General features: G+C 53.0%; 7 protein-coding genes. 6 read left to right on the forward strand and 1 reads right to left on the reverse strand.

What is annotated here, in order from left to right; genetic code table 11:
• Positions 1 to 209: 209 nt before the first annotated feature.
• Together C0638_RS11370 and C0638_RS11375 are read left to right on the forward strand one after the other, a co-directional pair.
• The gene (locus C0638_RS11370; protein ID WP_058711375.1) at positions 210 to 19,148 is read left to right on the forward strand and encodes a non-ribosomal peptide synthetase; all 18,939 of its coding nucleotides are present in this window, start codon (positions 210 to 212) and stop codon (positions 19,146 to 19,148) included.
• A 433-nt stretch (positions 19,149 to 19,581) separates the two neighbouring features.
• Complete coding sequence (locus C0638_RS11375; RefSeq protein ID WP_153008822.1) at positions 19,582 to 19,974, forward strand: DUF1216 domain-containing protein; 393 nt, start codon at positions 19,582 to 19,584, stop codon at positions 19,972 to 19,974.
• Between the two features lie 612 nt (positions 19,975 to 20,586).
• Here the strand turns inward: C0638_RS11375 and C0638_RS11380 are convergent.
• Positions 20,587 to 21,630, reverse strand: coding sequence for a LacI family DNA-binding transcriptional regulator (locus C0638_RS11380; protein ID WP_102163493.1), 1,044 nt, complete (start codon positions 21,628 to 21,630; stop codon positions 20,587 to 20,589).
• Between the two features lie 393 nt (positions 21,631 to 22,023).
• On the opposite strand from C0638_RS11380, the gene leuB reads away from it, so the two are divergent.
• Genes leuB through C0638_RS11400 form a run of 4 tightly spaced genes read left to right on the forward strand, consistent with a single transcriptional unit; the run spans position 22,024 to position 26,064 of the window.
• On the forward strand, positions 22,024 to 23,124 hold the full coding sequence (gene leuB, locus C0638_RS11385) for a 3-isopropylmalate dehydrogenase (RefSeq protein WP_058712446.1): 1,101 nt from the start codon (positions 22,024 to 22,026) through the stop codon (positions 23,122 to 23,124).
• Between the two features lies 1 nt (position 23,125).
• Positions 23,126 to 24,268, forward strand: a complete 1,143-nt coding sequence (locus C0638_RS11390; RefSeq protein WP_058712447.1) for an aconitase family protein — start codon at positions 23,126 to 23,128, stop codon at positions 24,266 to 24,268.
• 10 nt (positions 24,269 to 24,278) lie between these two features.
• Positions 24,279 to 24,788 (forward strand): LeuD/DmdB family oxidoreductase small subunit, encoded by a 510-nt coding sequence (locus C0638_RS11395; protein WP_058712448.1) that lies wholly within the window; start codon positions 24,279 to 24,281, stop codon positions 24,786 to 24,788.
• A gap of 7 nt (positions 24,789 to 24,795) precedes the next feature.
• Positions 24,796 to 26,064 carry an aconitase/3-isopropylmalate dehydratase large subunit family protein gene (locus tag C0638_RS11400; protein WP_058712449.1) on the forward strand — a complete coding sequence of 423 codons (1,269 nt, stop codon included), beginning with the start codon at positions 24,796 to 24,798 and terminating at the stop codon, positions 26,062 to 26,064.
• Positions 26,065 to 26,081: the final 17 nt, after the last annotated feature.

Consider the following 26,081-nt stretch of genomic DNA (forward strand, 5'->3'; position numbering starts at 1 on the left):
TTCCTGCTTGCGAATGCGACAGAGTCTTTTAGTAATCCAAGGTATGACTTTATAACCGGTAGTTACCAGAAAACGTAGACACGAAAAAGGAGGAAGAGTCCGAAGGAGCCGTTCCGGGAGTGGCCTGCGCGGTTCTTCTAAGAGTGACTAAGTGACATCTAGGTACAAAGCCTATCTATAAAGAATCTCTAAACCGGGAGTGTGTCGATGTGAGAGAGAATACCAACGAGAAATATGGATTAACGCAAGCCCAGCGCCGAATATGGTTCATGGAAATTATGAATCCGGGAACGTCCATCACGATGCTTTCCGCGACCTACCAGATTACGGGCGAGATCAACACACAGCTTCTGGAGCAAGCGGCGGCAGAGATCGTCAAAACCTATGACGTTTTCCGAATCCGCATTAGCGGGGATTTGCAAAATCCAACGCAGTGGTTCGAAGAGCCGGAGAATGTCCAAGCTAGGATAAGCCGCCTCGAAATAGGCACAACCGAACAATTCTATGCTTGGGTGAAAGAAGTAAGCGAAAAACCGGCCAGCGTGTTCGACGAACACCTCCACCAATTTACGATTATCCATTTTGCGAACGGCCAAGTATGGCTCAATTTGACGGTAAATCATATTATCGCCGACGGCTTGTCCGTCAATGCTTTGCTGCATGCGGTGATGGAAAAATACCTGGAACTGCGCAAAGGCACCTACAGCAGTTACCAGGCCCCTTCCTATCTGGATTATATTTCTGCGGAGCGTGAATATGAGCAATCGCAGCGTTATCAAAAAGGCAAGGAATACTGGCTGACGAAGTATAACACTTTGCCTGAAACGACCGGCATTAAATCGTATCCGCCATTCTCGATCGGCAGCGAATCCAATAAACTGGCCATCACTTTGGACGGTTCCCGGTATGAACGCATTCTGGCCTTCAGCGAACAATATCAGGTCAGCTTATATACGTTATTTCTGTCTGCCATGTACGTCTTATTGTACAAGCTGACTGACAGCACCGATGTTCCGGTCGGCACGGTTTTCGCCAATCGCACCAGCAAGAAGGAAAAAGAAACGATCGGCATGTTCGTCAGCACCGTGGCTACGCGGATTCGTCTGAATCCGGACAGGCACGTGCTTTCCTTGATCCAAACGGTTTCCAAGGAGAATACGGCGGATCTGCGGTATCAGAAATACCCTTATAACCAATTGATCCAGGATTTACGCGAACAACACGGCCGCAACGATCTTTCGGGGCTGTTCCGTACGTCTCTGGAATATCTGCCTTTAAAAATCGTGGAGTACGAAGAAATCAAGGTACGCCTGGAGGCTCACTTCGCTAGGCACGAGATGGACGATTTGCTGCTGCGCTTCGACCATATGCTGAATGAAGGCCATGTAATTCTCCATGCTTCCTATCGTACCGGCCTGTTCGAGACGGCCGAGATTGATCGGATTATGGAACAGTATGTAACCGTTCTGGACCAGTTTCTTCAGACTCCCGAACTGCCGGTACGCGAGATTTCTCTGCTGAGCGATGAGGAGAGACACCGCATTCTCAACGTTTTTAACCCGCCGGTTGCAGGGCTTAGCGAGGGAGAAGCGTTTCATCGGTATGTTGAGAAGTTTGCCCGGGAAATTCCAGATCATCCGGCAGTCGTCTACATGGACAAACAGCTGACCTACGGCGAATTGAACGAACGCGCCGAGCGGCTGGCTTCTCTCCTTCGCGAACAGGGCGTGGGAAGGGAGACGATTACGGGGATCTGGGCGGAGCGTTCGGTGGAACTGCTGGTCGGAGTGCTCGCCGTTTGGAAAGCCGGCGGAGCCTATGTACCGCTGGATCCCGATTATCCGGCGGAGCGGATTGAGTACATGCTCAGCGATAGCGATGCATCGGTGCTGCTTACGCAGCGTCATCTGTTGGAGCGGGCCAGAGGTTGGTTGGCCGATGACCGGCTGAAGCTTCAAGCTGTCTATGCCATGGACGATGAACAGATTTATAACGGGGATGCCTTAGCCGTGGAATTTGAGTCTGTCGGCAGCGCCCCGCAAGACTTGGCTTATGTGATTTACACCTCGGGTACGACGGGACGCCCGAAAGGCGTCATGATCGAGCACGGTAGTCTCGTGAATACGGCGGATGCGTACCGTCGCGAGTACCGGTTGGATCAGTTTCCGGTGCGGCTGCTGCAGCTGGCCAGCTTCTCGTTTGACGTGTTCGTCGGAGACATCGCGCGGACGCTGTATAACGGAGGCACGATGGTGATTGTGCCGAAGGATGACCGGATTGATCCGAACCTCTTATACGGCTGGATTCGGGACCAAAACATTACGGTATTCGAATCGACGCCTGCGCTCATCCTGCCGTTCATGCAGCATATTTATGAAGAAGGGCTGGACATTAGCTCCATGCAGTTGCTGATTACCAGCTCGGATGCTTGCAGTGTCACCGATTACCGACTGCTGCAGGAAAGATTCGGCGGACAATTCCGCATCATCAACAGCTATGGCGTTACCGAAGCGGCCATTGACAGCAGTTTTTACGGTGAGCCTCTGGATAAGCTGCCGCCGTCAGGTCATGTGCCGATCGGCAAAGCTTGGCTGAACGCCCGGTTTTACATTGTCGATGCCGCATTAAAGCCGGTTCCTGTAGGGGTTCCGGGCGAGCTTGTCATCGGCGGCGCCGGGGTGGCGCGCGGGTACTGGAACCGTCCGGACCTAACCGCCGAGAAGTTTGTGGACAGCCCGTTTGTGCCGGGCGAACGTCTGTACCGGACAGGCGATTTGGCCCGCTGGCTGGAAGACGGCAACGTCGACTTCATCGGCCGGATCGACTATCAGGTGAAAATTCGCGGGTTCCGGATCGAACTCGGCGAAATTGAAACGGCCCTGCTGCGTTTCCCGGGCGTCAAGCAGGCTGTGGTGACCGACCGTACAGATGAGCAGGGGCAAAAGTATTTGTGCGGCTACGTGGCGGCGGATGCTTCCTTGCAGCTGAGCGATCTGCTGTCCCAATTGAAGCAAGAGCTGCCGGCCCATATGGTCCCGGCCCGGTTGGTGTCTCTTGATAAGCTTCCGCTCACGCCGAACGGCAAAATTGACCGTAAAGCGCTGCCTGAACCGACCGGAGAGGTAGAAGCAGGCCGTGAGTATGTGGCTCCTCGCACAACGCTTGAAACAAGACTTGCTCTCATTTGGCAGCAGGTGCTGGGTATTGCGCGAGTTGGAGTCCAAGACGATTTCTTTGACTTGGGTGGTCATTCCTTGAGGGCCTCCACGCTGGTTTCCAAGATTCGGAAAGAGCTACAAGTCGAGGTTCCGCTGCGGGAAGTTTTCCGCTACACCACGATCGAACAGCTGGCCCAAAGAATCGGCGGTTTAAGGCAGCAGGAGACGTATGAGATTACAAAGGCGGCTGAGGCTGAGTACTATCCGGTTTCATCCGAGCAAAAGCGTCTGTACATCCTACGCCAGCTTGACGGGGCCGAGCGCAGCTACAATATGTCGGCGGCGCTTCTTCTCGAAGGCAAGCTGGACCGCACGCGCGTCGAGCACGCGTTCCGGGCGCTGATTCAGCGCCATGAGACGCTGCGTACCGGGATCGAGCAGGTTCAAGGCGAGCTTGTTCAGCGCATCTATGATGAGGTGGAGTTTGCTGTCGATTATTTCCAGGCGAGCGAGCGGGAAGTGGACCAAGTGGTGGAAGCTTACTATCACCCGTTTGATGTAACCAAGCCGCCACTTCTCCGTATCGGCCTGATCGAAGTCGCCGAGGATCGCCACATTCTGCTGTTCGATATGCACCATATCGTCTCGGACGGCATTTCGACAGCGCTGCTCTTCGATGAGTTCAGCCGCCTGTATCGGGGCGAGGAGCTGGCCCCGATACGCATTCAATACAAAGATTATGCCGTTTGGCAGCATTCCGAAGCTTACGGGCAGATGCTCCAGCCGCAGAAGGAATACTGGCTGGAACAGCTGTCGGGCGAGCTGCCGGTCTTGGAGCTGCCGACGGACTTCCCGCGGCCTGCGGTACAAAGCTTTGACGGCCGGACCGTGAAGTTTTATATCGGGAAAGAGCGGACGGAGAAGCTGAAAGAGCTGGCGGCGCGGACGGGGACGACCCTGTACATGGTGCTACTGTCAGCTTACTCCATCCTTATGCATAAATATTCGGGTCAGGAAGATCTGATTGTCGGAACGCCGATTGCCGGAAGAACGCAGGAAGAAGTGCAGCCGATCGTGGGGATGTTTGTCAACACGCTGGCCATTCGCAGCCGTCCGGAGCGTTCCAAGCCGTACCTTTCGTACCTGGAAGAAATCAAGGACATCACGCTCGGGGCTTTCGAACACCCAAATTATTTGTTCGAAGACTTGGTGGAAAGTCTTCACATTCCACGCGCGACCGGCCGGAATCCGCTCTTTGATACGTTCTTCGCCCTGCAAAATACGGAAAACGAGCAAATTGTCATCGAGGGGCTGGAGCAATCGTTTTATCCGCTGGAAAACCGAACATCCAAGTTCGAGCTGCTCCTGGACATTTCGGAGCTGGACGGTCAGCTCGAATGCCGGTTGGATTACGCTACGGCTTTGTATAAACAGGAGACCGCGGAGCGGTTCACCAGACATTATGACAAGCTGCTGGAAACCATCGCAGCAGCGCCGGACGGGGATATTGCCTCGCTGGAAATGCTCAAGGAGGAGGAAATCCGCGAGCTGGTGCGCGGTTTCAACGATTCGGAGGCGGACTACCCGCGGCAGCAGACGATTCACGGCTTGTTCGAAGAGCAGGCGGAGCTTTACCCGGACAACGTGGCCGCCGTCATGAACGAGCGGCAGCTGACATACCGCGAGCTGAACGAGCGATCCAACCGCCTTGCACGGAAGCTGCGGGAGACGGGAGTAGAAGCGGACCAGCTGGTAGCGATTCTGGCTGAACGCTCGCTTGATATGGTTGTCGGCATTCTGGCGATTCTCAAAGCGGGCGGAGCATACGTGCCTGTCGATCCCGACTACCCGGAGGAGCGCATCCGCTTCATGATCGAGGATTCGGGCGCGTCGTTATTGCTGATTCAAAAGCATCTGCACGAGAAGACCGACTTCGCAGGAACGCGCCTCGAATTGGACGATTACGTTTGGGGCGACAGAGGGGCGGACTCCGCCGATGCGCTGGACGCTTCGAACCTGGAGCCGATTTCCGGGCCGGGCAACCTGGCCTATGTCATCTACACGTCGGGAACGACCGGCAGACCGAAAGGAACGCTGATCGAGCATAAGAACGTCGTGCGGCTCCTGTTCAACGACAAGAACCTGTTCGACTTCGGGCCGTCCGACACGTGGACGCTGTTCCACTCGTTCTGCTTCGATTTCTCCGTCTGGGAAATGTATGGAGCGCTGCTGAACGGAGGCAAGCTGGTCATCGTACCGCCGCTCACGGCGAAAAATCCGGCCGATTTCCTGGCGCTGCTGGGCCGCGAACAGGTCACGATTTTGAACCAGACACCAACGTACTTCTATCAGCTGCTGCGTGAGGTCTTGGCGGACCATCCGTACGATCTGCGGATTCGCAACGTCATCTTCGGGGGCGAAGCGCTGAGTCCGCTGCAGCTCAAGGGCTTCAAGACGAAGTACCCGGAGACAAAGCTGATCAATATGTACGGCATTACCGAGACGACGGTTCACGTGACGTATAAGGAAATCACGTGGGTCGAAATGGAGGCGGCGAAGAGCAATATCGGCAAGCCGATCCCGACGCTGAGGGTGTACATCCTTGATGAAAACCGCCGCCCTGTGCCGATCGGTGTAGCGGGCGAAATGTACGTGGCCGGGGAAGGCCTTGCGAGAGGATACCTGAACCGTCCGGATCTGACGGCGGAGAAGTTCGTCGATTCCCCGTTTGCGGAGGGGGAGAAGCTGTACCGCTCGGGCGACTTGGCAGCTTGGCTGCCGGACGGCAACATCGAATACCTGGGCCGGATCGACCACCAGGTCAAAATCCGCGGCTACCGGATCGAGTTGGACGAAATCGAGACGCAGCTTCTGAACGTCGAGGGCGTGGAAGAAACGGTGGTGCTCGCCCGTCAGGACGGCGGGGGCGAGAAGGCGCTTGTCGCCTACTTTGTGGCGGACCGGACGCTGACGGTCAGTGAAATGAGAACCTCGCTGGCCCAGGGAATGCCGGGGTACATGATCCCGTCGTACTTTGTGCAGTTGGAGCGCATGCCGCTGACGACCAACGGCAAAGTGGACCGCAAAGCGCTGCCGGAGCCGCAAGGTGGCTTACAAACGGGCGTCGAATACGTAGCGCCGCGTAACCGGACGGAGTCCCAGCTTGTGAAGATCTGGGAGGAAGTGCTGGGCTACTCCGGCATTGGAGTCTTGGACAATTTCTTCGAGCTCGGCGGCCACTCCTTGCGGGCGACGAACCTTGTCAGCAAGATTCGGAAGGAAATGAACGTCGAACTTCCGTTGCACGATGTGTTCCGCTGTATGACGGTAGAGTCGATGGCCGGGGCTATTGCCAGCTTGGAAGAAACGCGGCACAGCTCGATTCCGAAAGCGGAAGAGAAAGCGTACTATCCGGTTTCCTCCGCGCAAAAAAGGCTGTACGTCCTGCACCAGCTGGATGGCTCGGAGCTGAATTACAACCTCCCAAGCGCCTTGCAATTGGAAGGGGCTTTGAACGAGGCCAAAGTGGAAAAGGCGCTGACTACTTTGGTGGCCCGGCACGATATGCTGCGCACCGGTTTTGAAATCGTGAATGGGGAGCCGGTTCAGCGTATTCATTCGCTCGTAGCTTTCAAAGTCGAGAAGCTTCAAGCAAGCGAAGATCAGGTTGCGGCCATTCTTGAAGGCTTCATTCAGCCTTTTGACTTGACCCAGCCGCCTTTGCTGCGCGCCCTGCTGATCGAACTGGAGAAAGAGAAATTTCTGCTCGCGCTGGATATTCATCATATTGGTTCCGACGGCCTTTCCATGGACGTGCTGCTGCGCGAATTCGTGCGGCTTTACAATGGGGAGGAATTGCCGGAGCTGCGGATTCAATACAAGGATTACGCCGTTTGGCAGCAATCCGAGGAGCAGCGCCAGCGCATCAAACGGCAGGAGGAATACTGGCGTGGGGTATTCAGCTCCGAGCTTCCGGTTCTTGAGCTGCCTCTCGACTTCTCCCGCCCGGCCGTTCAGCAGTTTGACGGTCAAACGCTCACGTTTACGCTGGATGCGGAGAAAAGCGAAGCTCTCAAACGGCTTGCCGGCGATTCGGGGGCGACGCTGTACATGCTTCTGCTAGCTGCGTACTCCGTATTGCTTCATAAATACGCGGGACAGGAAGATATAGTGGTTGGCACTCCGATTGCCGCCCGTTCTCACGCCGACCTGCAGCCGATTATCGGCATGTTCGTCAATACGCTGGCCCTTCGCTTGGCTCCGGTGGCGGAGCGGACGTTCCTGGATTACTTGCAGGAAGTGAAGGAAACGACGCTTGGAGCCTACGAGCACCAGGACTATCCGTTCGAGGAGCTGGTGGAAGCTCTTCAGGTGAGCCGGGATTTAAGCCGGAATCCTCTGTTTGACACCATGTTTTCTTTGCAAAAGCACGAAAGCTTGGATTTAACCCTGGAAGGTTTGCAATGGTCGCTGTTCGACATCGAGGAAAAGACGGCAAAGTTTGATCTTAGCTTTGATATCGTGGAAGCCGATAACGAGCTGGTTTGCAAGATCGAGTACGCTACCTCGTTGTTTAGACAGGAAACGATGGTACGGCTGGCGGGTCATTACGAGCAGCTTTTGGCGTCGATCCTGGCTCAGCCGGATGCGCGGATTTCGGATTTGGATATCTTGACGGACAGCGAAAAGCATGATTTGCTGGTCGGGTTTGACGTGTCGTCTTCGGCTTTTGCGAAGCAACCCGCCGCAGAGGGTACAGGTTTGGAAGCGGATGAGTCGTGGAGAGAGAGAACGTTCCACGAGCTGTTCGAGGAGCAGGCGGAGCGCACTCCGGGAGCGCTGGCGGTTGTCTACGAAGACAGCAAGCTGACGTATGCGGAGCTGAACGCCAAAGCGAATCGTCTGGCGTATGCACTGCGGGCGCGCGGGGTGAAGCCGGAGCAGGTGGTCGGCATTCTGGCCAGCCGTTCGGCGGAGCTGTTGATCGGGGTGCTCGCCGTATGGAAAGCGGGTGGCGCTTATGTGCCGCTCGACCCGGACTATCCGGCGGAGCGGATCGAGTATATGCTCGCGGACAGCGGGGCGTCGGTGCTGCTCACGCAGACCCGCCTGCTGGAGCAGGCGGAAGCTTGGTGCAGCGACGGAGCTCTAGTGCTGCAAACGGTGCTTGCGCTTGACGACGCCGCGACGTACAGCCTCGGAGCGGCGGAAGCGGCTGTGGGCGTACAAGCTTTGGGCGAAGCAGGCGCAGAGGCGGAGGCTTTGGCGCAAGCGGAAACGGCTGCTGCCGAAAAGTCCGCCACGGCAGAAGCCGAGAAGAACGTACTAGCGGCGGATCTCGCATCGAATCCGGCGAATGTGAACAAGCCGCGCGATTTGGCTTACGTGATCTATACGTCGGGAACGACGGGCAAGCCGAAGGGCGTGATGATCGAGCACCGCAGCCTGGTGAACACGGCGGCGGGCTACCGACGGGAATACCGCCTGGATCAGTTCCCGATCCGGCTGCTGCAGCTCGCCAGCTTCTCGTTCGACGTGTTCGTCGGCGACATTGCGCGGACGCTGTACAACGGCGGCACCATGGTCATCGTGCCGAAGGACGACCGGATTGATCCAACCCGCCTCTACGGCTGGATTCGCGACTACGCTGTGACGGTGTTCGAATCGACTCCGGCGCTGATCGTGCCGTTCATGGAGCATGTGCATGCCGAGGATCTGGACCTCAGCTCGATGCAGCTGCTGATCACAAGCTCGGATACGTGCAGCGTAGCGGATTACCGCACCTTGCAGGAGCGCTTCGGCTCGCAGTTCCGTATTATTAACAGCTACGGCGTAACGGAAGCGGCGATTGACTCCAGCTTCTATGACGAGCCGCTGAAGAAGCTGCCGAAGACGGGTAGCGTGCCGATCGGCAAAGCGTGGCTGAACGCCAAGTTCTACATCGTGGATGCGAATCTGAAGCCGGTGCCGATCGGGGTGTTGGGCGAGCTGGTTATCGGCGGAGCGGGTGTGGCCCGCGGTTACTTGAACCGCCCGGATTTGACGGCGGAGAAATTCGTAGACAGCCCGTTCGCCGCTGGGGAGCGGCTGTACCGGACGGGCGACCTGGCGCGCTGGATGCCGGACGGCAACGTGGACTTCATCGGCCGGATCGACAACCAGGTGAAAATTCGCGGCTATCGGATCGAGCTTGGTGAAATTGAAGCAGCCATGAAAAATTTTGCCGGCGTGCGTCAAGCGCTTGTCATCGACCGGACGGACGAGCGGGGGCAGAAATATTTGTGCGGGTATGTCGTAGCGGATTCCAGCTTCGATCTGGAAGGGCTTGTGGCCCATCTGGACGCCGCGCTGCCTTCCCATATGGTGCCTTCGCGCATCATGCGCCTGGATCAATTGCCGCTTACGCCGAACGGGAAGATCGACCGTAAAGCGCTGCCTGTACCGGAAGGAAGCATTCGTGCCGAGGCTGCATACACGGCACCTCGTACTCCTGCCGAGCAAGCACTTGCGTCGGTCTGGCAGTCGGTGCTGGGCGTAGATCAGGTCGGCACGATGGACAATTTCTTTGCGCTCGGCGGCGATTCGATCAAGGCCTTGCAGGTATCGTCCCGTCTTTTGCAAACGGGGTACAAGCTGGTCATGAAAGATTTGTTCCATTACCCGACGATTTCCGCCCTTAGTTTGCAGCTGCAAACGGCGGAGAGAACGGCAAGCCAGGCCGAAGTGGCGGGAGAGGTCATGTTGACCCCGATTCAGCGCTGGTTCTTTGAACAAAATCCGGCTGACGTGCATCACAGCAACCAGGCGTTCATGCAGTTCTCCAAGCAAGGCTTTGATGAAGAAGCTTTACGCCAAGCGGTGCGTCAGCTTGTCGTGCATCACGATGCTCTCCGTACGGTTTACCGCCAAACCGAGAACGGCTATACCGCCTGGAACCGCGGCGCCGGGGAGAACGAAGCGCTGTTCGATCTGGAAGTTGTCGATTTCAAGGGAGTCGGCGACGTGAAAGAAGCGGTAGAGGCTAAGGCAAATGACATTCAAGCGAGCATCGATCTGGAAAACGGTCCGCTGGTGAAGCTCGGCTTGTTCCGCTGCGACGACGGCGACCACCTGCTCATCGCGATCCATCACTTGGTCGTAGACGGCGTATCCTGGCGGATTCTGCTTGAGGATTTTGCTGCCGGCTATGAGCAGGCGCTGCAAGGGCAGCCGATCCGTCTGCCGCTCAAAACGGATTCATTCCAAACGTGGGCGAAACAGCTCGCTGATTATGCGAACGGTCCGGCGATGGAAAGCGAGAGAGAGTATTGGCAGCATATCGAGCAATTGACCTATGAGCCGCTTCCGAAAGATTTTGAACAAGGCAGATCCAAGCTGAAGGACAGCGGGCTCGTGACCGTTCGCTGGACGGCGGAGGAAACCGAACAGCTGCTGAAGCAGGCACACCGTGCTTACCATACGGAAATGAATGATTTGCTGCTTGCCGCGCTTGGCCTCGCGATACAAGCTTGGAGCGGCCGGGAACGCGTGCTGGTGAATCTCGAAGGCCACGGCCGGGAAGATATTTTGCCGGATGTGGACATTACGCGCACGGTAGGCTGGTTTACAAGCCAATTCCCTGTCGTTCTGGAGCCGGGTCACGCTCAGGCGCTCGGTCATCAGGTGAAACAGGTTAAAGAAAGCTTGCGCCGCATTCCGAACAAAGGAATCGGCTACGGCATCCTGCGTTATTTGTCGGCGCCGCGTGACGGCGAGCGCTTCGCTTTGGAGCCGGAGATCAGCTTTAACTATTTGGGTCAGTTCGACCAGGATTACGAAAGCAGCGGCTCGCGGCCGTCTCCGTTCAGCCCGGGCTCCGATTCAAGTCCGAATGCAGTGATGGATTATGTCCTCGATATCAACGGTATGGTGTCGGAAGGAGTGCAGGAACTCACGATCCGTTATGGGGAAACCCAGTATAAACGGGAAACGGTAGAGCGCCTGGGCACCCTGCTTCATTCGAGCTTGCGTGAAGTCATCAGCCATTGCGTATCGAAAGAGCGGTCGGAGCTTACGCCTAGCGACGTACTGCTTCAAGATGTGACGGTGGAGGAACTGGAGCGGCTGGCCGAACATACGGCGGCGCTCGGCGAACTGGAGAATGTATACACCCTGACTCCGCTGCAAAAAGGGATGTTGTTCCACAGCCTGCTGGATGCCGATTCGGAAGCTTACTTCGAACAGGTGACCTTCGATCTGTACGGAAGCCTGAATGTCGAAGCCTTCACCCAAGGATTGGATACGCTGGTGCAGCGGAATGAGGCGCTACGGACCAACTTTATTACCGGCTGGAGAGACGAGCCGATTCAAGTGGTATTCCGCGAGCGAAAGTGTGAAGTGTACTTCGAAGATATTCGCTCGGTAAGCGATGAAGACCCGGAGAAGACGATAGCCGATTTCGTCAGCGCGGATAAAGCGAACAAGTTCGATTTGGCCCGAGGCTCTCTTATGCGCGTGACAGTTTTGCGCACGGGCGACGAGTCCTACCATGTGATCTGGAGTCACCATCACATTTTGATGGACGGCTGGTGCATGTCCTTCATGATCAAGGAAGTGTTCGACACCTACTTCGCGTTCCAGGAGAAGCAGACGCTGGAGCTTCCTCCGGCTACCTCGTATTCCCGGTATATCGAATGGCTGGAAGCTCAAGATGCCGCGAAAGCTTCGCGTTACTGGTCCGAGTATTTGGCGGGTTACGATCAGCAGACCAAGCTGCCCCAGAAGAAAACGCAGCTGAAGCAGGGCCATTTTGAAGCGGCTGAAATCGATGTGGAACTCAGCAAGGAACTGACCGGGCAAATCGAGCGGGTGGCGCGCCAGCAGCAGGTGACGCTCAATACGTTCATGCAGACCGTATGGGGACTGGTTTTGCAGGTATACAACAACAGCGAGGATGTCGTATTCGGCTCCGTCGTATCCGGGCGTCCAGCGGAAATTCCGGGCATCGAAAGCATGATCGGCCTGTTTATTAATACGATCCCGGTCCGTATTCAAGGCAAAGCCGAGGAGACGGTAGCCGATATCTTGAGAAAAACCCAGGATCAAGCGCTGGCATCGGGAGCTTACGAAACGTTCCCGCTGTTCGAAATTCAGTCGCTGAGCGAGCAAAAGCGAGACTTGATCAACCATATTATGGTCTTTGAAAATTATCCGATGGAAGAACAGATTGAGCAGGTCGTCGGCGGAGACCAAGAAGCGCTGAAAATCGCTAATATCCAGTCGCCGGAGCAAACGAACTACGACCTGGATATTACCGTCATTCCGGAAGAGCATATTTTGCTGCGGTTTACGTACAATGCGCTGACGTTCAGAGAGGAAGACATCAGGCTGATCCACGGTCATTTTGCCCAAGCACTGGAGAAGGTTGCGGCTAACCCGAACATCCGCGTGAATCAGTTGGAGCTTTTGACGGCGGCGGAAAAAGAGCAAATTCTTGGCGCGTTTAATCCGGCGCAGCCGGAAGCGGCTCCTGCGGCCGCGTTCCACCGGCTGTTCGAGGAACAGGCGGAGCGCACGCCGGAAGAGGCGGCCGTCGTGTACGAGAACGACCGGCTGACGTATGCGGAGCTGAACGAGCGGGCGAACCGCTTGGCGGCTACGCTGCGCGCAAGCGGCATCGGCCGGGAGAAGATCGTCGGCATTCTCGCCGAGCGTTCGGTGGACTTGCTGGTGGCCGTGCTGGCCGTCTGGAAAGCGGGCGGGGCGTATGTGCCGCTCGATCCGGATTATCCGGCGGAGCGCGTGCGGTTCATGCTCGAAGACAGCGGAGCGAAGGTACTGCTGACGCAAACGGCGCTGCGAGAGCGTGCTGAAGCCTGGCTTGGCGAAGAGGAGCTGGCGCTGGCGGCGGTGCTGTACCTGGACGACGAAGCGTCGTACAGCGAGGAGCGGGCGAATGCGCCGATTGGCTCGGGCATGGTCTCCGGCAAGCTGACGGATGCTGTGGACGACGGCGATGAGAGCCATCAGAATATTGGCACCGACAGCTTCCATGAAGCCCGTCCGGAGGATCTGGCGTACGTGATCTATACGTCGGGAACGACGGGCAAGCCGAAGGGCGTGATGATCGAGCACCGCAGCCTGGTGAACACGGCGGCGGGCTACCGGAGGGAATACCGGTTGGATCAGTTCCCGGTGCGGCTACTGCAGCTGGCAAGCTTCTCGTTTGACGTGTTCGTGGGAGATATCGCGCGGACGCTGTACAACGGAGGCACGATGGTGATTGTGCCGAAGGACGACCGGATCGATCCGTCTCGTCTGCACCACTGGATTGAGCGGGAACGGGTCACCATCTTCGAATCGACGCCGGCGCTGATCGTGCCGTTCCTGCAGTACGTGCACGAGCAGCAACTGGATATGAGTCGGTTGGAGCTGTTGATCACGAGCTCGGACAGCTGCAGCGTGGCGGATTACCGGACCTTGCAGGAACGCTTCGGCTCGTTGTTCCGGATCATCAACGCTTACGGCGTGACGGAAGCGGCGATCGACTCCAGCTTCTACGACGAGGAGCTGGCGAAGCTGCCGCAGACAGGCAATGTGCCGATCGGCAAAGCGTGGCTGAATGCGAAATTCTACATCGTGGATGCGCACCTGAATCCGGTGCCGGTCGGGGTGCTGGGCGAGCTGGTTATCGGCGGAGTCGGAGTGGCGCGCGGGTACTTGAACCGTCCGGAGCTGACGGAAGAGAAGTTCGTAGACAGCCCGTTCGCCGCGGGCGAGCGGTTGTACCGCACGGGAGACTTGGCGCGGTGGATGGAGGACGGGAACGTGGACTTCATCGGTCGGATCGACAACCAGGCGAAAATCCGGGGGTACCGGATTGAGACGGGCGAAGTCGAAGCGAAGCTGCTGAGTGTAGGTGGCGTGAAGGAAGCGGTCGTCGTCGTCAGGGAAGATCAAGAAGGTCAGAAAGCTTTGTGCGCTTATTATACAGCGGAAGAAGGCTTGACGGCGTTGGACCTGAAGCGGGCGATTGCCAGCGAGCTGCCGGGGTACATGATCCCGTCGTACTTCGTGGAGCTGGAGCGCCTGCCTCTGACGCCGAACGGAAAGATCGACCGGAAGGCGCTGCCGGCACCGGAAGGGGGAGCAGACGGAGGCCGCGAATACGTGGCGCCGCGCACCGAACTGGAGGCGAAGCTGGTCGCCATTTGGCAGGATGTGCTTGTTCGGGAGAAGGCGGTAGGCGTAACGGACAACTTCTTCGACCTCGGCGGACACTCCCTGCGGGCGACGACGCTTGTCAGCAAAATGCATAAGGAGCTAGGCGTTGAATTCCCGCTTCGCGACGTATTCCGCTACTCGACGGTTGGGGAAATGGCCGCGGCTATGGAACGGCTGGAGATCGGCTCGTTCACGGCTATTCCGGCTGCGGAACCTAGCGAGTATTATCCGCTCTCTTCCGCTCAGAAACGTCTCTATATCTTGAACCAGTTGGAAGGAGCCGAGCTGAGCTACAACATACCGGGAGCTATGCTGCTCGAAGGGGAGCTCGACCGGCAGCGGTTTGAAGAAGCGTTCCGTGGGCTCGTAGCTCGTCATGAAACGCTGCGTACCGGCTTTGAGATGGTAAAAGGCGAAGCGGTTCAGCGAATTTACGAAGAAGCCGCCTTCCAGGTGGAATATGTGCAGATCAGCGGGGAGCAGGCGGAAGAAACGGTGCGCCAATTCGTTCGTCCGTTTGATCTAGCGAAGCCGCCACTTTTGCGGGTAGGCCTTGCCGAACTGGCGCCGGACCGGCACATTCTAATGTTCGATACGCATCATATCGTATCTGACGGCGTTTCGATTGACGTACTGATCGAAGAGTTCGTCCGCTTGTACAGCGGGGAACAGTTGGAGCCGCTCCGCATTCAATACAAAGATTATGCGGTATGGCAGCAATCAGACGAGCAGAAAGCTCAGCTTGCCAAGCAGGAAGCCTACTGGCTCGACATGTTCCGCGGAGAGCTGCCGGTTTTGGAATTGCCGACGGACTATCCGCGCCCGTCTATGCAGAGCTACGAGGGCCGCACGCTGCAATTGTTTATGGATAGCGAGAAAAGCGAGGGTCTGAAACGGCTTGCAGCCGAGAACGGCGCAACGCTTTACATGGTTCTGCTTGCTGGTTATACAATATTATTGCATAAGTATACAGGGCAAGAAGACGTGGTGGTCGGTACGCCGATTGCGGGAAGAAATCACAGCGACGTTCAGCCGCTGATCGGGATGTTCGTCAATACCCTGGCCATCCGCAGTTATCCGGCTGCCGGTAAGACATTCCTTGACTACTTGAAGGAAATTAAGGAGACGACGCTGGGCGCATTTGAACATCAGAATTATCCGTTTGAGGAACTGGTGGATAAAGTGAACGTGGCTCGAGATTTACGCCGCAATCCGCTGTTCGATACGATGTTTGCTTTGCAGAATACAGAGAATTTGGAAATCCAGCTTCCCGGACTCCATTTGTCGACGTATGCCAGCGAAGAAATTGTTTCTAAATTCGATCTCAGCTTGGACGTCACGGAGATCGAGGAAGGCTTGGAATATCTGTTTGAATACGCCACTGCTCTTTATAAAACCGAAACGGTGGAGAAATTGGCCGCTCACTACTTGCAGCTGCTTGAATCCATTCTCCGCAACCCGTCGGCGACTATTGCCGAGCTGGGCATTTTGACACCGGCGGAAAAAGAGCAAATTCTCTGCGCGTTTAACCCGGCGCAGCCGGAAGCGGCTCCTGCGGCCGCGTTCCACCGACTGTTTGAGGAACAGGCAGAGCGCACGCCGGAAGAGGCGGCCGTCGTGTACGAGAACGACCGGCTGACGTATGCGGAGCTGAACGAGCGGGCGAACCGCTTGGCGGCTACGCTGCGCGCAAGCGGCATCGGCCGGGAGAAGATCGTCGGCATTCTCGCCGAGCGTTCGGTGGACTTGCTGGTGGCCGTGCTGGCCGTCTGGAAAGCGGGCGGGGCGTATGTGCCGCTGGACCCGGATTATCCGGCGGAGCGCGTGCGGTTCATGCTCGAAGACAGCGGAGCGAAGGTGCTGCTGACGCAAACGCCGCTGCGAGAGCGCGCCGAAGCCTGGCTCGGCGAAGAGGAGCTGGCGCTGGCGGCGGTGCTGTACCTGGACGACGAAGCGTCGTACAGCGAGGAGCGGGCGAATGCGCCGATTGGCTCGGGCATGGTCTCCGGCAAGCTGACGGATGCTGTGGACGACGGCGATGAGAGCCATCAGCATGTTGGCACCGACAGCTTCCATGAAGCCCGTCCGGAGGGTCTGGCTTACGTGATCTATACGTCGGGAACGACGGGCAAGCCGAAGGGCGTGATGATCGAGCACCGCAGCTTGGTGAACACGGCGGCGGGTTACCGGCGGGAATACCGGTTGGATCAGTTCCCGGTACGGCTGCTGCAGCTTGCAAGCTTCTCATTCGACGTGTTCGTGGGAGATATCGCGCGGACGCTGTACAACGGAGGCACGATGGTGATTGTGCCGAAGGACGACCGGATCGATCCGTCTCGTCTGCACCACTGGATTGAGCGGGAGCAGGTCACCATCTTCGAATCGACGCCGGCGCTGATCGTGCCGTTCCTGGAGTACGTGCACGAGCAGGGGCTGGATATGAGTCGGTTGGAGCTGTTGATCACGAGCTCGGACAGCTGCAGCGTGGCGGATTACCGGACCTTGCAGGAACGCTTTGGCTCGTGGTTCCGGATCATCAACGCATACGGCGTGACGGAAGCGGCGATCGACTCCAGTTTCTACGACGAGGAGCTGGCGAAGCTGCCGCAGACAGGCAATGTGCCGATCGGCAAAGCGTGGCTGAATGCGAAATTCTACATCGTGGACGCGCACCTGAATCCGGTGCCGGTCGGGGTGCTGGGCGAGCTGGTTATCGGCGGAGTCGGGGTAGCTCGCGGGTACTTGAACCGTCCGGAGCTGACAGAAGAGAAGTTCGTAGACAGCCCGTTCACCGCGGGCGAGCGGCTGTACCGCACGGGAGACTTGGCGCGGTGGATGGAGGACGGCAACGTGGACTTCATCGGCCGGATCGACAACCAGGCGAAAATCCGGGGGTACCGGATCGAGACGGGCGAAGTCGAGGCGAAGCTGCTGAGTGTAGGTGGCGTGAAGGAAGCGGTCGTCGTCGTCAGGGAAGATCAAGAAGGTCAGAAAGCTTTGTGCGCTTATTATACAGCGGAAGAAGGCTTGACGGCGTTGGACCTGAAGCGGGCGATTGCCAGCGAGCTGCCGGGGTACATGATCCCGTCGTACTTCGTGGAGATGGAGCGCCTGCCTCTGACGCCGAACGGAAAGATCGACCGGAAGGCGCTGCCGGCGCCGGAAAGGGGAGCAAGCGCAGGCCGCGAATATGTGGCGCCGCGCACCGAACTGGAGGCGAAACTGGTCGCCATCTGGCAGGACGTGCTCGGGTCGGTCACGATTGGCGTGACGGACAACTTCTTCGACCTCGGCGGGCACTCCCTGCGGGCGACGACGCTGGTCAGCAAGGTGCACAAGGAGCTGAGCGTGGACCTGCCGCTGCGCGATGTGTTCCGGCACTCGACCATCGAAGCGATGGCCGAAGCGATCAGCCAATTGGAGCGGCAGGAACACCTCTCCATTCCGGTTCTGGATAAGAGGGATTACTATCCGCTTTCCTCCGTGCAAAAACGGCTGTACATCCAGCAGCAGATGGAAGGCGCCGAGCTTAGCTACAACATGTCCGGCATGACGGTTCTCGTCGGGCGCTTGGAACGGAATCAATTCGAGGGGGCGCTCAAAGGATTGATAGCTCGTCACGAAATTTTGCGAACTGGCTTCGAAATGGTCGACGGCGAACCGGTACAACGGATTTATCCGGACTTGAAGTTTGCCGTCGAGTATACGAAAGCGACGGAAAGTGAAACGAAGAGCATCGTAGACGGCTTTGTGCGCGTCTTTGATTTGGAGCGGCCGCCGCTGCTACGTGTGGGCTTAGTCGAATGGGAAGCGGAACGGCATCTGCTCATGCTGGACATTCATCATATCGTCACGGATGGCATGTCGATGGGCATCTTCGTCGAAGAGCTGCTGCGCCTGTATAACGGCGAGACTCTGGAACCGCTTCGGATTCAATACAAGGAATTCGCCGCTTGGCAGCAGTCCGAACCTGTAAAAGAGCGGCTGAAACGTCAGGAAGCCTACTGGCTGGACGTGCTGGAAGGCGAACTGCCGACGCTTGAACTGCCTACGGATTTTGTCAGACCTGCCGCTCGTAGCTTTGAGGGAGATGTGCTGCCTTTCAGCATCGACAAGCAGATGACCGACAGCTTGCAGCGCATCGCCGATGAGAACGGTGCCACCCTTTATATGGTGTTATTGGCGGCCTATTCAATCCTGCTCAGCAAGTACTCGGGACAAGAAGACTTCATTGTAGGCACGCCGGCTTCGGGCCGCACACATGCCGACCTGGAGCCGCTCATCGGAATGTTTGTCAACACTTTGGCGATTCGCCATTATCCGTCCGGGGAGAAGACGTTCCTCGCTTACTTGAACGAAGTCAAAGAAACGATGCTGGGGGCCTACGACCACCAGGATTATCCGTTCGAGGAGCTTGTGAAAAAGCTGCAGGCGCCGCGAGATCAAAGCCGCAATCCTGTATTCGATGTCATGTTTGTTCTGGAAACCAAGGAAGATAACGTTCAAAGCTTTGGGGATATCAAGATCGAATCTTATCCGGAAACTCATACGGTTTCCCAATTTGATCTTACCTTGGTCATTTCGTTGCTGGATGAGGGAATGAACGGGCAGTTTGAATATGCAACCAAGTTGTTTACGTGCAATCTGATCGACAATTTCGCTCAGGACCTGCTCGTGATCATCACCCAAATTTGCGAACAGCCTTCGGTGCTGTTGAAGGATATTTCCCTGAACGGGCAATCCGAACAGGAGCAAGATGTGCTAGAGGCCATTGATATTATTTTCTAATCCCTTACCCGGTTTGGGTGTATGCCGTATTTCTATCGGTACACATCCTGCCGGGTGTTTTTTTCCAAATGAAAGGGGAAATCCACCACAGGAATCTCAACAGAAATCGTAGTTTACCTTTGGCATACTAAGAATCAAACCATTTAAACAGAGATAATTCCACCATAGAATCCGAATACCCGAAAAACGAAAAGAAGTAATTGCCGATCGTTGCAGACGAGTTTAATCTTTTGACTATGACACCAGAACAACAAAAGGCACACGAAGACTACAGGAAGAAATACAGATGCTTAAAACGTGCGCCGCGGCTACGTTTACTACTACCTCTTAGGGGAAGAGTTCCGAAATAAAATGGCTGAAATAGGCCGCAGGAAGGGCTGAGAGAGATAGCCGACGACGTTCTAAGTAAGGAATTTTAACAGGAATGCTAGGCTTGAATCGAGCTCACCGGCACAATTATGCCGTAAGCATATTCATACCGAAACGTTTTTTTTCAGTATTAGAATCAGGAGGCTGGAATAGTAATCTACCTTCCATAAGTTCACTATTTAAAGAATTAAGTAAAATCAAGCTATCATTCGAACAAAAAAAGAGAATTAATAAACTAGCTAGAGATATAATGGCTTCATTGAAAGAAGTGAATAATGAATTAGTAAGAGATTTGATAGAAGAATTTAAAAAAATAAAAATACATAATAACCTAACTTTAGTTCAAAAAGAGCATCTGAAGACAGCACTTCTTGAACTCTCACGAACTACAGGGCGGTTAGTTCAAATATATGGACAAAGGACTAAAGATGGACAGTTATCAGAGATAATTCTTTGAAAATAAAATTGATCATTTAAGCACGTTATATGCGACATTCAGTATATTGAGGAAATGGTTATGAAAATTATATTATCGCAATAGTACAAGTTTCCAACTTCCTCTTTGTGGTAATTTGTGGGAGTTGCAGACTTTTTATTTTTTATGTTTATCACGTGCTCTGGCAAACGCAGTAAAATCAACAAAATTGGTTCACGACTTTTTTATCACCTGACACAAAGCCCGATGAGCAAGTATCATCGGGCTTTTAAGTTAGGCATTTCAGACGATGGGTTGGATCAACAAGGAAGTTTTTTAGCCGGATACGACGCGACACAAGCCGTTATAGCCGTCGTCAAAAGCGGGATACAAAGTTGTAGACGGTGTAATTGTCTGCTTACAGACTTCTTTCTAAGCATTACTCTAACCATTGTGTTGTATATGGATTAATAGATAGGCTTACCACGAAAAAAACACTTCCAAGGATATGCCATATCTTACGACATGGTTGCATTCTTGAAGGTGTTCTTCAGTCTCATTATATGGGGACAGTTCTGTATTTCTTAAATGTAAAGTGGAAATCGCCAAAATCTAGGAACGGGCATATGATCAGCCTTTCATCTCCTCGGAAAGTTACAGATTATCATCCGGCGGTAAAGGAAATGATGCTCGAATGTAAGTTGTTGGAGCTATTTTTTGATGAACAGGCAACAACCTGTCATGTAGGTTCTTCTGGGATAACGATTTAGAAAGTATAGATATAGCTGCAGCGGCTATTTGCTCGGATGGTATATCGATGGCCGTAATAGGCGGTGTAGAATATTGGGTAGCATCCGGTCCGGTCATCCCGATCGATATGATAGCAACTTCCTCAGGGATTTTAATTTTCAAACGGTTTAATTCATGGATCATTCCCATAACGATAGTATCCGATTCACAGAATATCGTTTTAGGTCTATCCGTCAATTGAAGATATCTCCCTGCGGCTGTGACTCCTCCAGCAAGCGAATTCGGTGCTGTTATAATGTGTGATTGATCAACCACAATATGCTGCTTTCTGCATTCTTCAAGAAAAGCGTTTATACGCTGGTTGGAAGCCACATAAGGACTTTCTACTGCCACTACTCCGATTTGTTGTACCGATTGTTTAGTAAGCAAAGAAACCGCCTCTATTGCAACTTCGCTGGAGTCAACATAAACTGTGGAGAATTTTTTAGACTGGCGATTAATCAAAACGATTGGCATGCGGGGCGACAATGACTCCAAATACGCCAGATCTGCCTCGGAAGTAGCACCAATAATAATTCCATTATACGTATTATTCATGATCTCTTTAGCGTCTTTAGCGATTTGATCATTCGTATAAATACGTATAACAAGCTCGAAATCGAATTGTTTTTTTTCTATTTCAGATTGAATCCCCGCCAACAGTGCCGTCAGCATATTCGTCCGGGTATCTAAAGTCCAATATAAGGCGATGATTGGCTTGGCCCGATCTAAATTGCGTAAACGTCTTGCACTTACATTCGGCTGATACCCTAATTCATCTATGGCTTTCATGACTTTATTGTAAGTTTTCGAGGGAATATTCCGTTCCTTAGTTTTGCCGTTAATGACAATGGAAACCGTCGAAACAGATACCTCAGCTAATTTAGCAACATCCTTCAGTGTAACCATTTTAAGGTCTCCAATCTAATTATTAATTGGTCATACTTTCCTTAAATATAATCATAATCTAATTTTCTGTAAATGTGAACAATTGTGAAAAATAGAACATGCTCTTGATTTGCTTATTTTATTGATATAAAATAAATTTGTCAATTAGTACAACGTTCTACTAAAACGTTGTACTAAAACTTAATTCCAACATGCGCCGAAGCTTTAAAAGGAGGATAGTGAGTGCCTTGTGTGTAATGGATAGTTAATGATGTTGTTTTTTAGTACAACGTTGTACTCAATTGCGTAATCGTAATTATTTTTATGTTTCGGCAAATCCAAGGAATATAACGGTGATCCCCTTGGATGATTACAAATATTATTCCGTAATATTAAAAAGAGAAGATGAGGTAGATGGCATACAATATCTCGGTAATTTATGGAGATGGTATCGGAAAAGAAATCGTTGACCAAGCGATCAAAGTGATGAATGAAGTCGGCAACGTATTTCATCATACCTTTCATTTTGAACGATGTGAAGCTGGAACCGAGGCTGTTCAAAAGTACGGCGAACCCCTTCCTGATAAGAGCCTAAAGCAATGTCAAGAAAGCGACGCGATATTACTCGGAAGCCTGTGGCTCGACAAATATCCGGAATTGCCACAAGAGAAGCGTCCAAGCTATGTTCTTTCTCTACTTAGGAAAAAGCTAGAGCTTACGATAAACCTGCGGCCGATCTCCGTGTATAAATCATTGGCGGAATTGAGCCCATTGAAAAACAGTATCATTGGCGAGGGGTTTAATATTCTTATGCTTCGTGATCTGGCGGGCGGCATGCTCATGTCCAAAAGATACCGGGGATTCGGAGATCACGGCAAAGAAGCACTCGATAAAGAGTACTATAACGAAGAAATGATCAAAACGAATGCTTGCGCCGCGTTTGAAATTGCTCGTGGGCGCAGCAAGAAGGTCACAAGTTTGGATAAGGCGGTTATCTTGGAGAGTTCGAAGTTGTGGCGTGAAGTTGTCCAGGAGGTTAGTACAGATTATCGGGATGTAACTCTGGTGAATCAGTACATTGATGATGCCGCTGCACAGGTCATTACCAATCCTCATAACTATGACGTCATTCTAACGTCTGGTATGTTCGGAGATATTCTTTCGGATGAAATATCCGCATTGGCAGGAACACCGAATGTACTTCCGTCAGCGGAGCTCAATCGTCAGGGCAAAGGTCTGTTTACACCTAACCAAATACACAATAAAGATTACTCCATTGTAGGCAAGGATATCGCCAATCCAATCGGATCTATTTTATCCGGTGCGATGATGCTACGTTTTGCTTTTGGTCTGGAAGAAGAAAGCCAAGCCATCGAGGAAGCGGTTAGACGGGTACTAGATGAAAATTACGCAACAAAGGACATCTACTTACCAGGAAGTAAACGGATTGGGACAAGCGAGATGGGGGCTATCATATCCGAAAAGATAAGAGAAATTGGGAAGGAGCTAGTTTGATATGACGATAATCGAATCCATGTTGAACGAAAAGTCTGGAGTTGCCACAGTTATTGAACCGAACTATATCGTTTTAAGTGACAGTTTACCATTGGAAATTGTAAATGAATTAGAAAATATAAAGCGGCTTGAAGCGCCTGAGCGGGTGATCGTAATGCTCTATTTCGATACTCCTGCTGGGAATTTCATATCGGCTGAAATACAGAAGAAACTCATCCAATTTGCTCGCAAGCACGAACTGAAATTTGTCCAATCCCAAGGCATCGGATATCACGTTCTGCTGAACCAATATGTAAAACCTGGTGACATTATTGTTTCGCCAGGCAAGCATAACAGCATTTTCGGTGTAGAGCAGGCTCTTGGGTTGCATGTGAATCCATCCGAATTGCTTCATGTGTGTGCAAGCGGCAAGATGAATTTAGTGGTTCCGGAAACCGTGTACATGGAACTTACGGGTCAACTAAAACCAGAAGCGTCCATCAAAGATTTCGCAATTTCTTTTTTAGCATCGGAAGAACTTAAATACGCTGGCAAAGCTATCGAGTTTTATGGCAAGGGCTTAAATTCCTTATCTCCGAAAGAAACAACAGATCTTTGCCAATTGGCTTCGAGAAGCGGCGCTGTGACAGCTTTTCTCCATACAGATTATCAAGGACCGGGCCAAGAAAGCTATGATCTAGGAGATGTGCAACCAATGGTTGCTCTGCCGGGGTCGATCCATCAATCCCAACCTGCAGCTGAATTGGAAGGCACTCCACTGTCGGCATGTTTCATTGGCGGATGCACAGGCGGCAGTATTGAGGATTTGAGAACAGCAGCAGTGATTCTGAAAGGAAAACGGATTCCCATTACTATGCGGTTATCGATTGGACCACAAACTAATGAAGTTTACAAGCAGGCTATTTCCGAAGGATTAATTCAGACCTTTATCGATAGTGGTGCGCAAATCCTGAGCACAGGCTGTGCCAGCTGTGTGACAACCTCAAAAGGTGTAATTGCTGAAGGTGAAACGATGCTATCGGCTAGTTGCTGGAATTATAAGGGATGCAACGGCTCAAAGGACTCGCTGGTTTACCTCGCTTCCGCAGAATCCGTTGCCAACTCCGCGTTGAAGGGCTGTATTACATTAAATTCGAAGGGATGAGAAGATTTTTATGGAAAAGAAATTTAGCGGCAAGATATGGAAACTCCCGGACGATGTCGATACAGATACTATTATTGCAGGCCGGCACGGAGTTATTCTCGATAAAAAGGAAATGGGTTCGCACTGCCTTGAAACCCTTCGCCCCGAATTTGCATCTCAGGTACAACCGGGAGACATTATTGTAGCTGGCAAAAATTTTGGCTGCGGATCATCACGGGAAATGGCCGCCGAAGCGATCAATGTACATGGTGTTTACTGCATCATCGCTAAATCCTTTGCCCGCATTTTCTTTAGAAATGCGATCAATAACGGCATGCTGCTGATTGAAAATGCAGAAATATCTGAGCACTGCGAAGAAGGAGATATCCTGACCGTCGAAGTGAACCAGTCAGTTACAGTCAACGGCAAGAGCTTCAGCATTCCCAAGGTGTCCAATAATTTGTTTGAAATTATTCAAGATGGCGGACTAATCCCCAACATCATTAAACGAATGGAAAAAGCCGAGGCAGAAGGGAGATAACAAAACAATGGGACATACACTGGCTGAAAAACTATTAATGAAGAATACGGGAGAACAAAGTCTGGCCCCTGGTGACATGGTAATCGCTCGGCCCGATCGATATATGATCCATGATATTTACACCTCGTTCCTAAAGCGCGCGTTAAAGGACATGCATGTAACCAAAGCGATCTATCCGGACCGCGGAGTAATCATCTTTGACCATCTGATGCCGACCAACCAGGCGGATACCGACCCTGCCCATTTTGTGGATGGACTTGAGTTGGCTGAAAAATTTCAAATTAAAAATGTTCATAAGGGCGAGGGAATCTGCCACTCTCTGATGCATGAACTGAGATACGCAAGACCAGGTGAAATCGTCGTAGCGACAGATAGCCATACAACGACTTATGGCGGGGCAGGCTGTTTCTGTACTGGCATTGGACATACCGAGATGGCAGCAGTTGTGGCAACGGGCGAGATCTGGCTCAAAGTTCCTTCGGCCATCAAGATTGTGCTTGATGGTGAGTTTCCGAAAGGTGTCGGAGCAAAAGATATTATTTTAAGAATCCTTGGTGACATCAAATCGGACGGCGGCCAGTACAAGTCGATGGAATTTACAGGAGCTGCTGTGCGCAGCATGAGTATGCAGTCACGATTCACCATCGCCAACATGGCCCTGGAAGCCGGTGCAAAAGTAGGATTATTCGAAGCGGATGAAAAAACAGCCGAGTATTACGACATGGACTACAATGATATTTCCTGGCTGAAAGTAGACGAAGACGCCAAGTATGAACAAGTTCTTCATTACGATGTCAGTAAGCTTGAGCCCCAATTGTCATGTCCGCAAGGCGTTGATAATGTTCATCCTATTTCCGAAATAGAAGGAACGAAACTGAATCAGGTTTATATTGGTTCTTGCACCAACGGTAGCATTGAAGATATGGAGACGGCAGCCAAAATTCTTGAAGGTAAAAAAATTGCTCCTTTCCTGAAAATGATCGTGATTCCGGCAACCATCAATGTTTACAAAGAAGCGATGGAACGCGGTTATATTCAAACCTTCATCGATGCCGGCGCCAGTGTATCGCACTCTTGCTGCGGATTATGTTGCGGGCAACCATATGGTCTAATGAGTGACGATGAGGTGGTATTAGGTACTAACAACCGCAACTTTATTGGCAGAATGGGAACCAAGAAGTCGCTGATTTATTTGTCTTCCCCGGCAGTGGCCGCGGCATCCGCATTAACGGGGGTCATCACTCATCCAGCTAAACAATTTGCGCTACAACAATAATTAGATGGGAGTTTACT

Origin of the sequence: Paenibacillus sp. lzh-N1 (assembly GCF_002872435.1) — a bacterium.
Taxonomy (GTDB): Bacteria; Bacillota; Bacilli; order Paenibacillales; family Paenibacillaceae; genus Paenibacillus; species Paenibacillus polymyxa_C.

Bases quoted from the DNA above. Each gene is read 5' to 3' on its own strand.
- C0638_RS11380 (WP_102163493.1), bottom strand. From the start codon at position 21,630: ATGGTTACACTGAAGGATGTTGCTAAATTAGCTGAGGTATCTGTTTCG.
- leuB (WP_058712446.1), top strand. From the start codon at position 22,024: ATGGCATACAATATCTCGGTAATTTATGGAGATGGTATCGGAAAAGAA.
- C0638_RS11390 (WP_058712447.1), top strand. From the start codon at position 23,126: ATGACGATAATCGAATCCATGTTGAACGAAAAGTCTGGAGTTGCCACA.
- C0638_RS11395 (WP_058712448.1), top strand. From the start codon at position 24,279: ATGGAAAAGAAATTTAGCGGCAAGATATGGAAACTCCCGGACGATGTC.
- C0638_RS11400 (WP_058712449.1), top strand. From the start codon at position 24,796: ATGGGACATACACTGGCTGAAAAACTATTAATGAAGAATACGGGAGAA.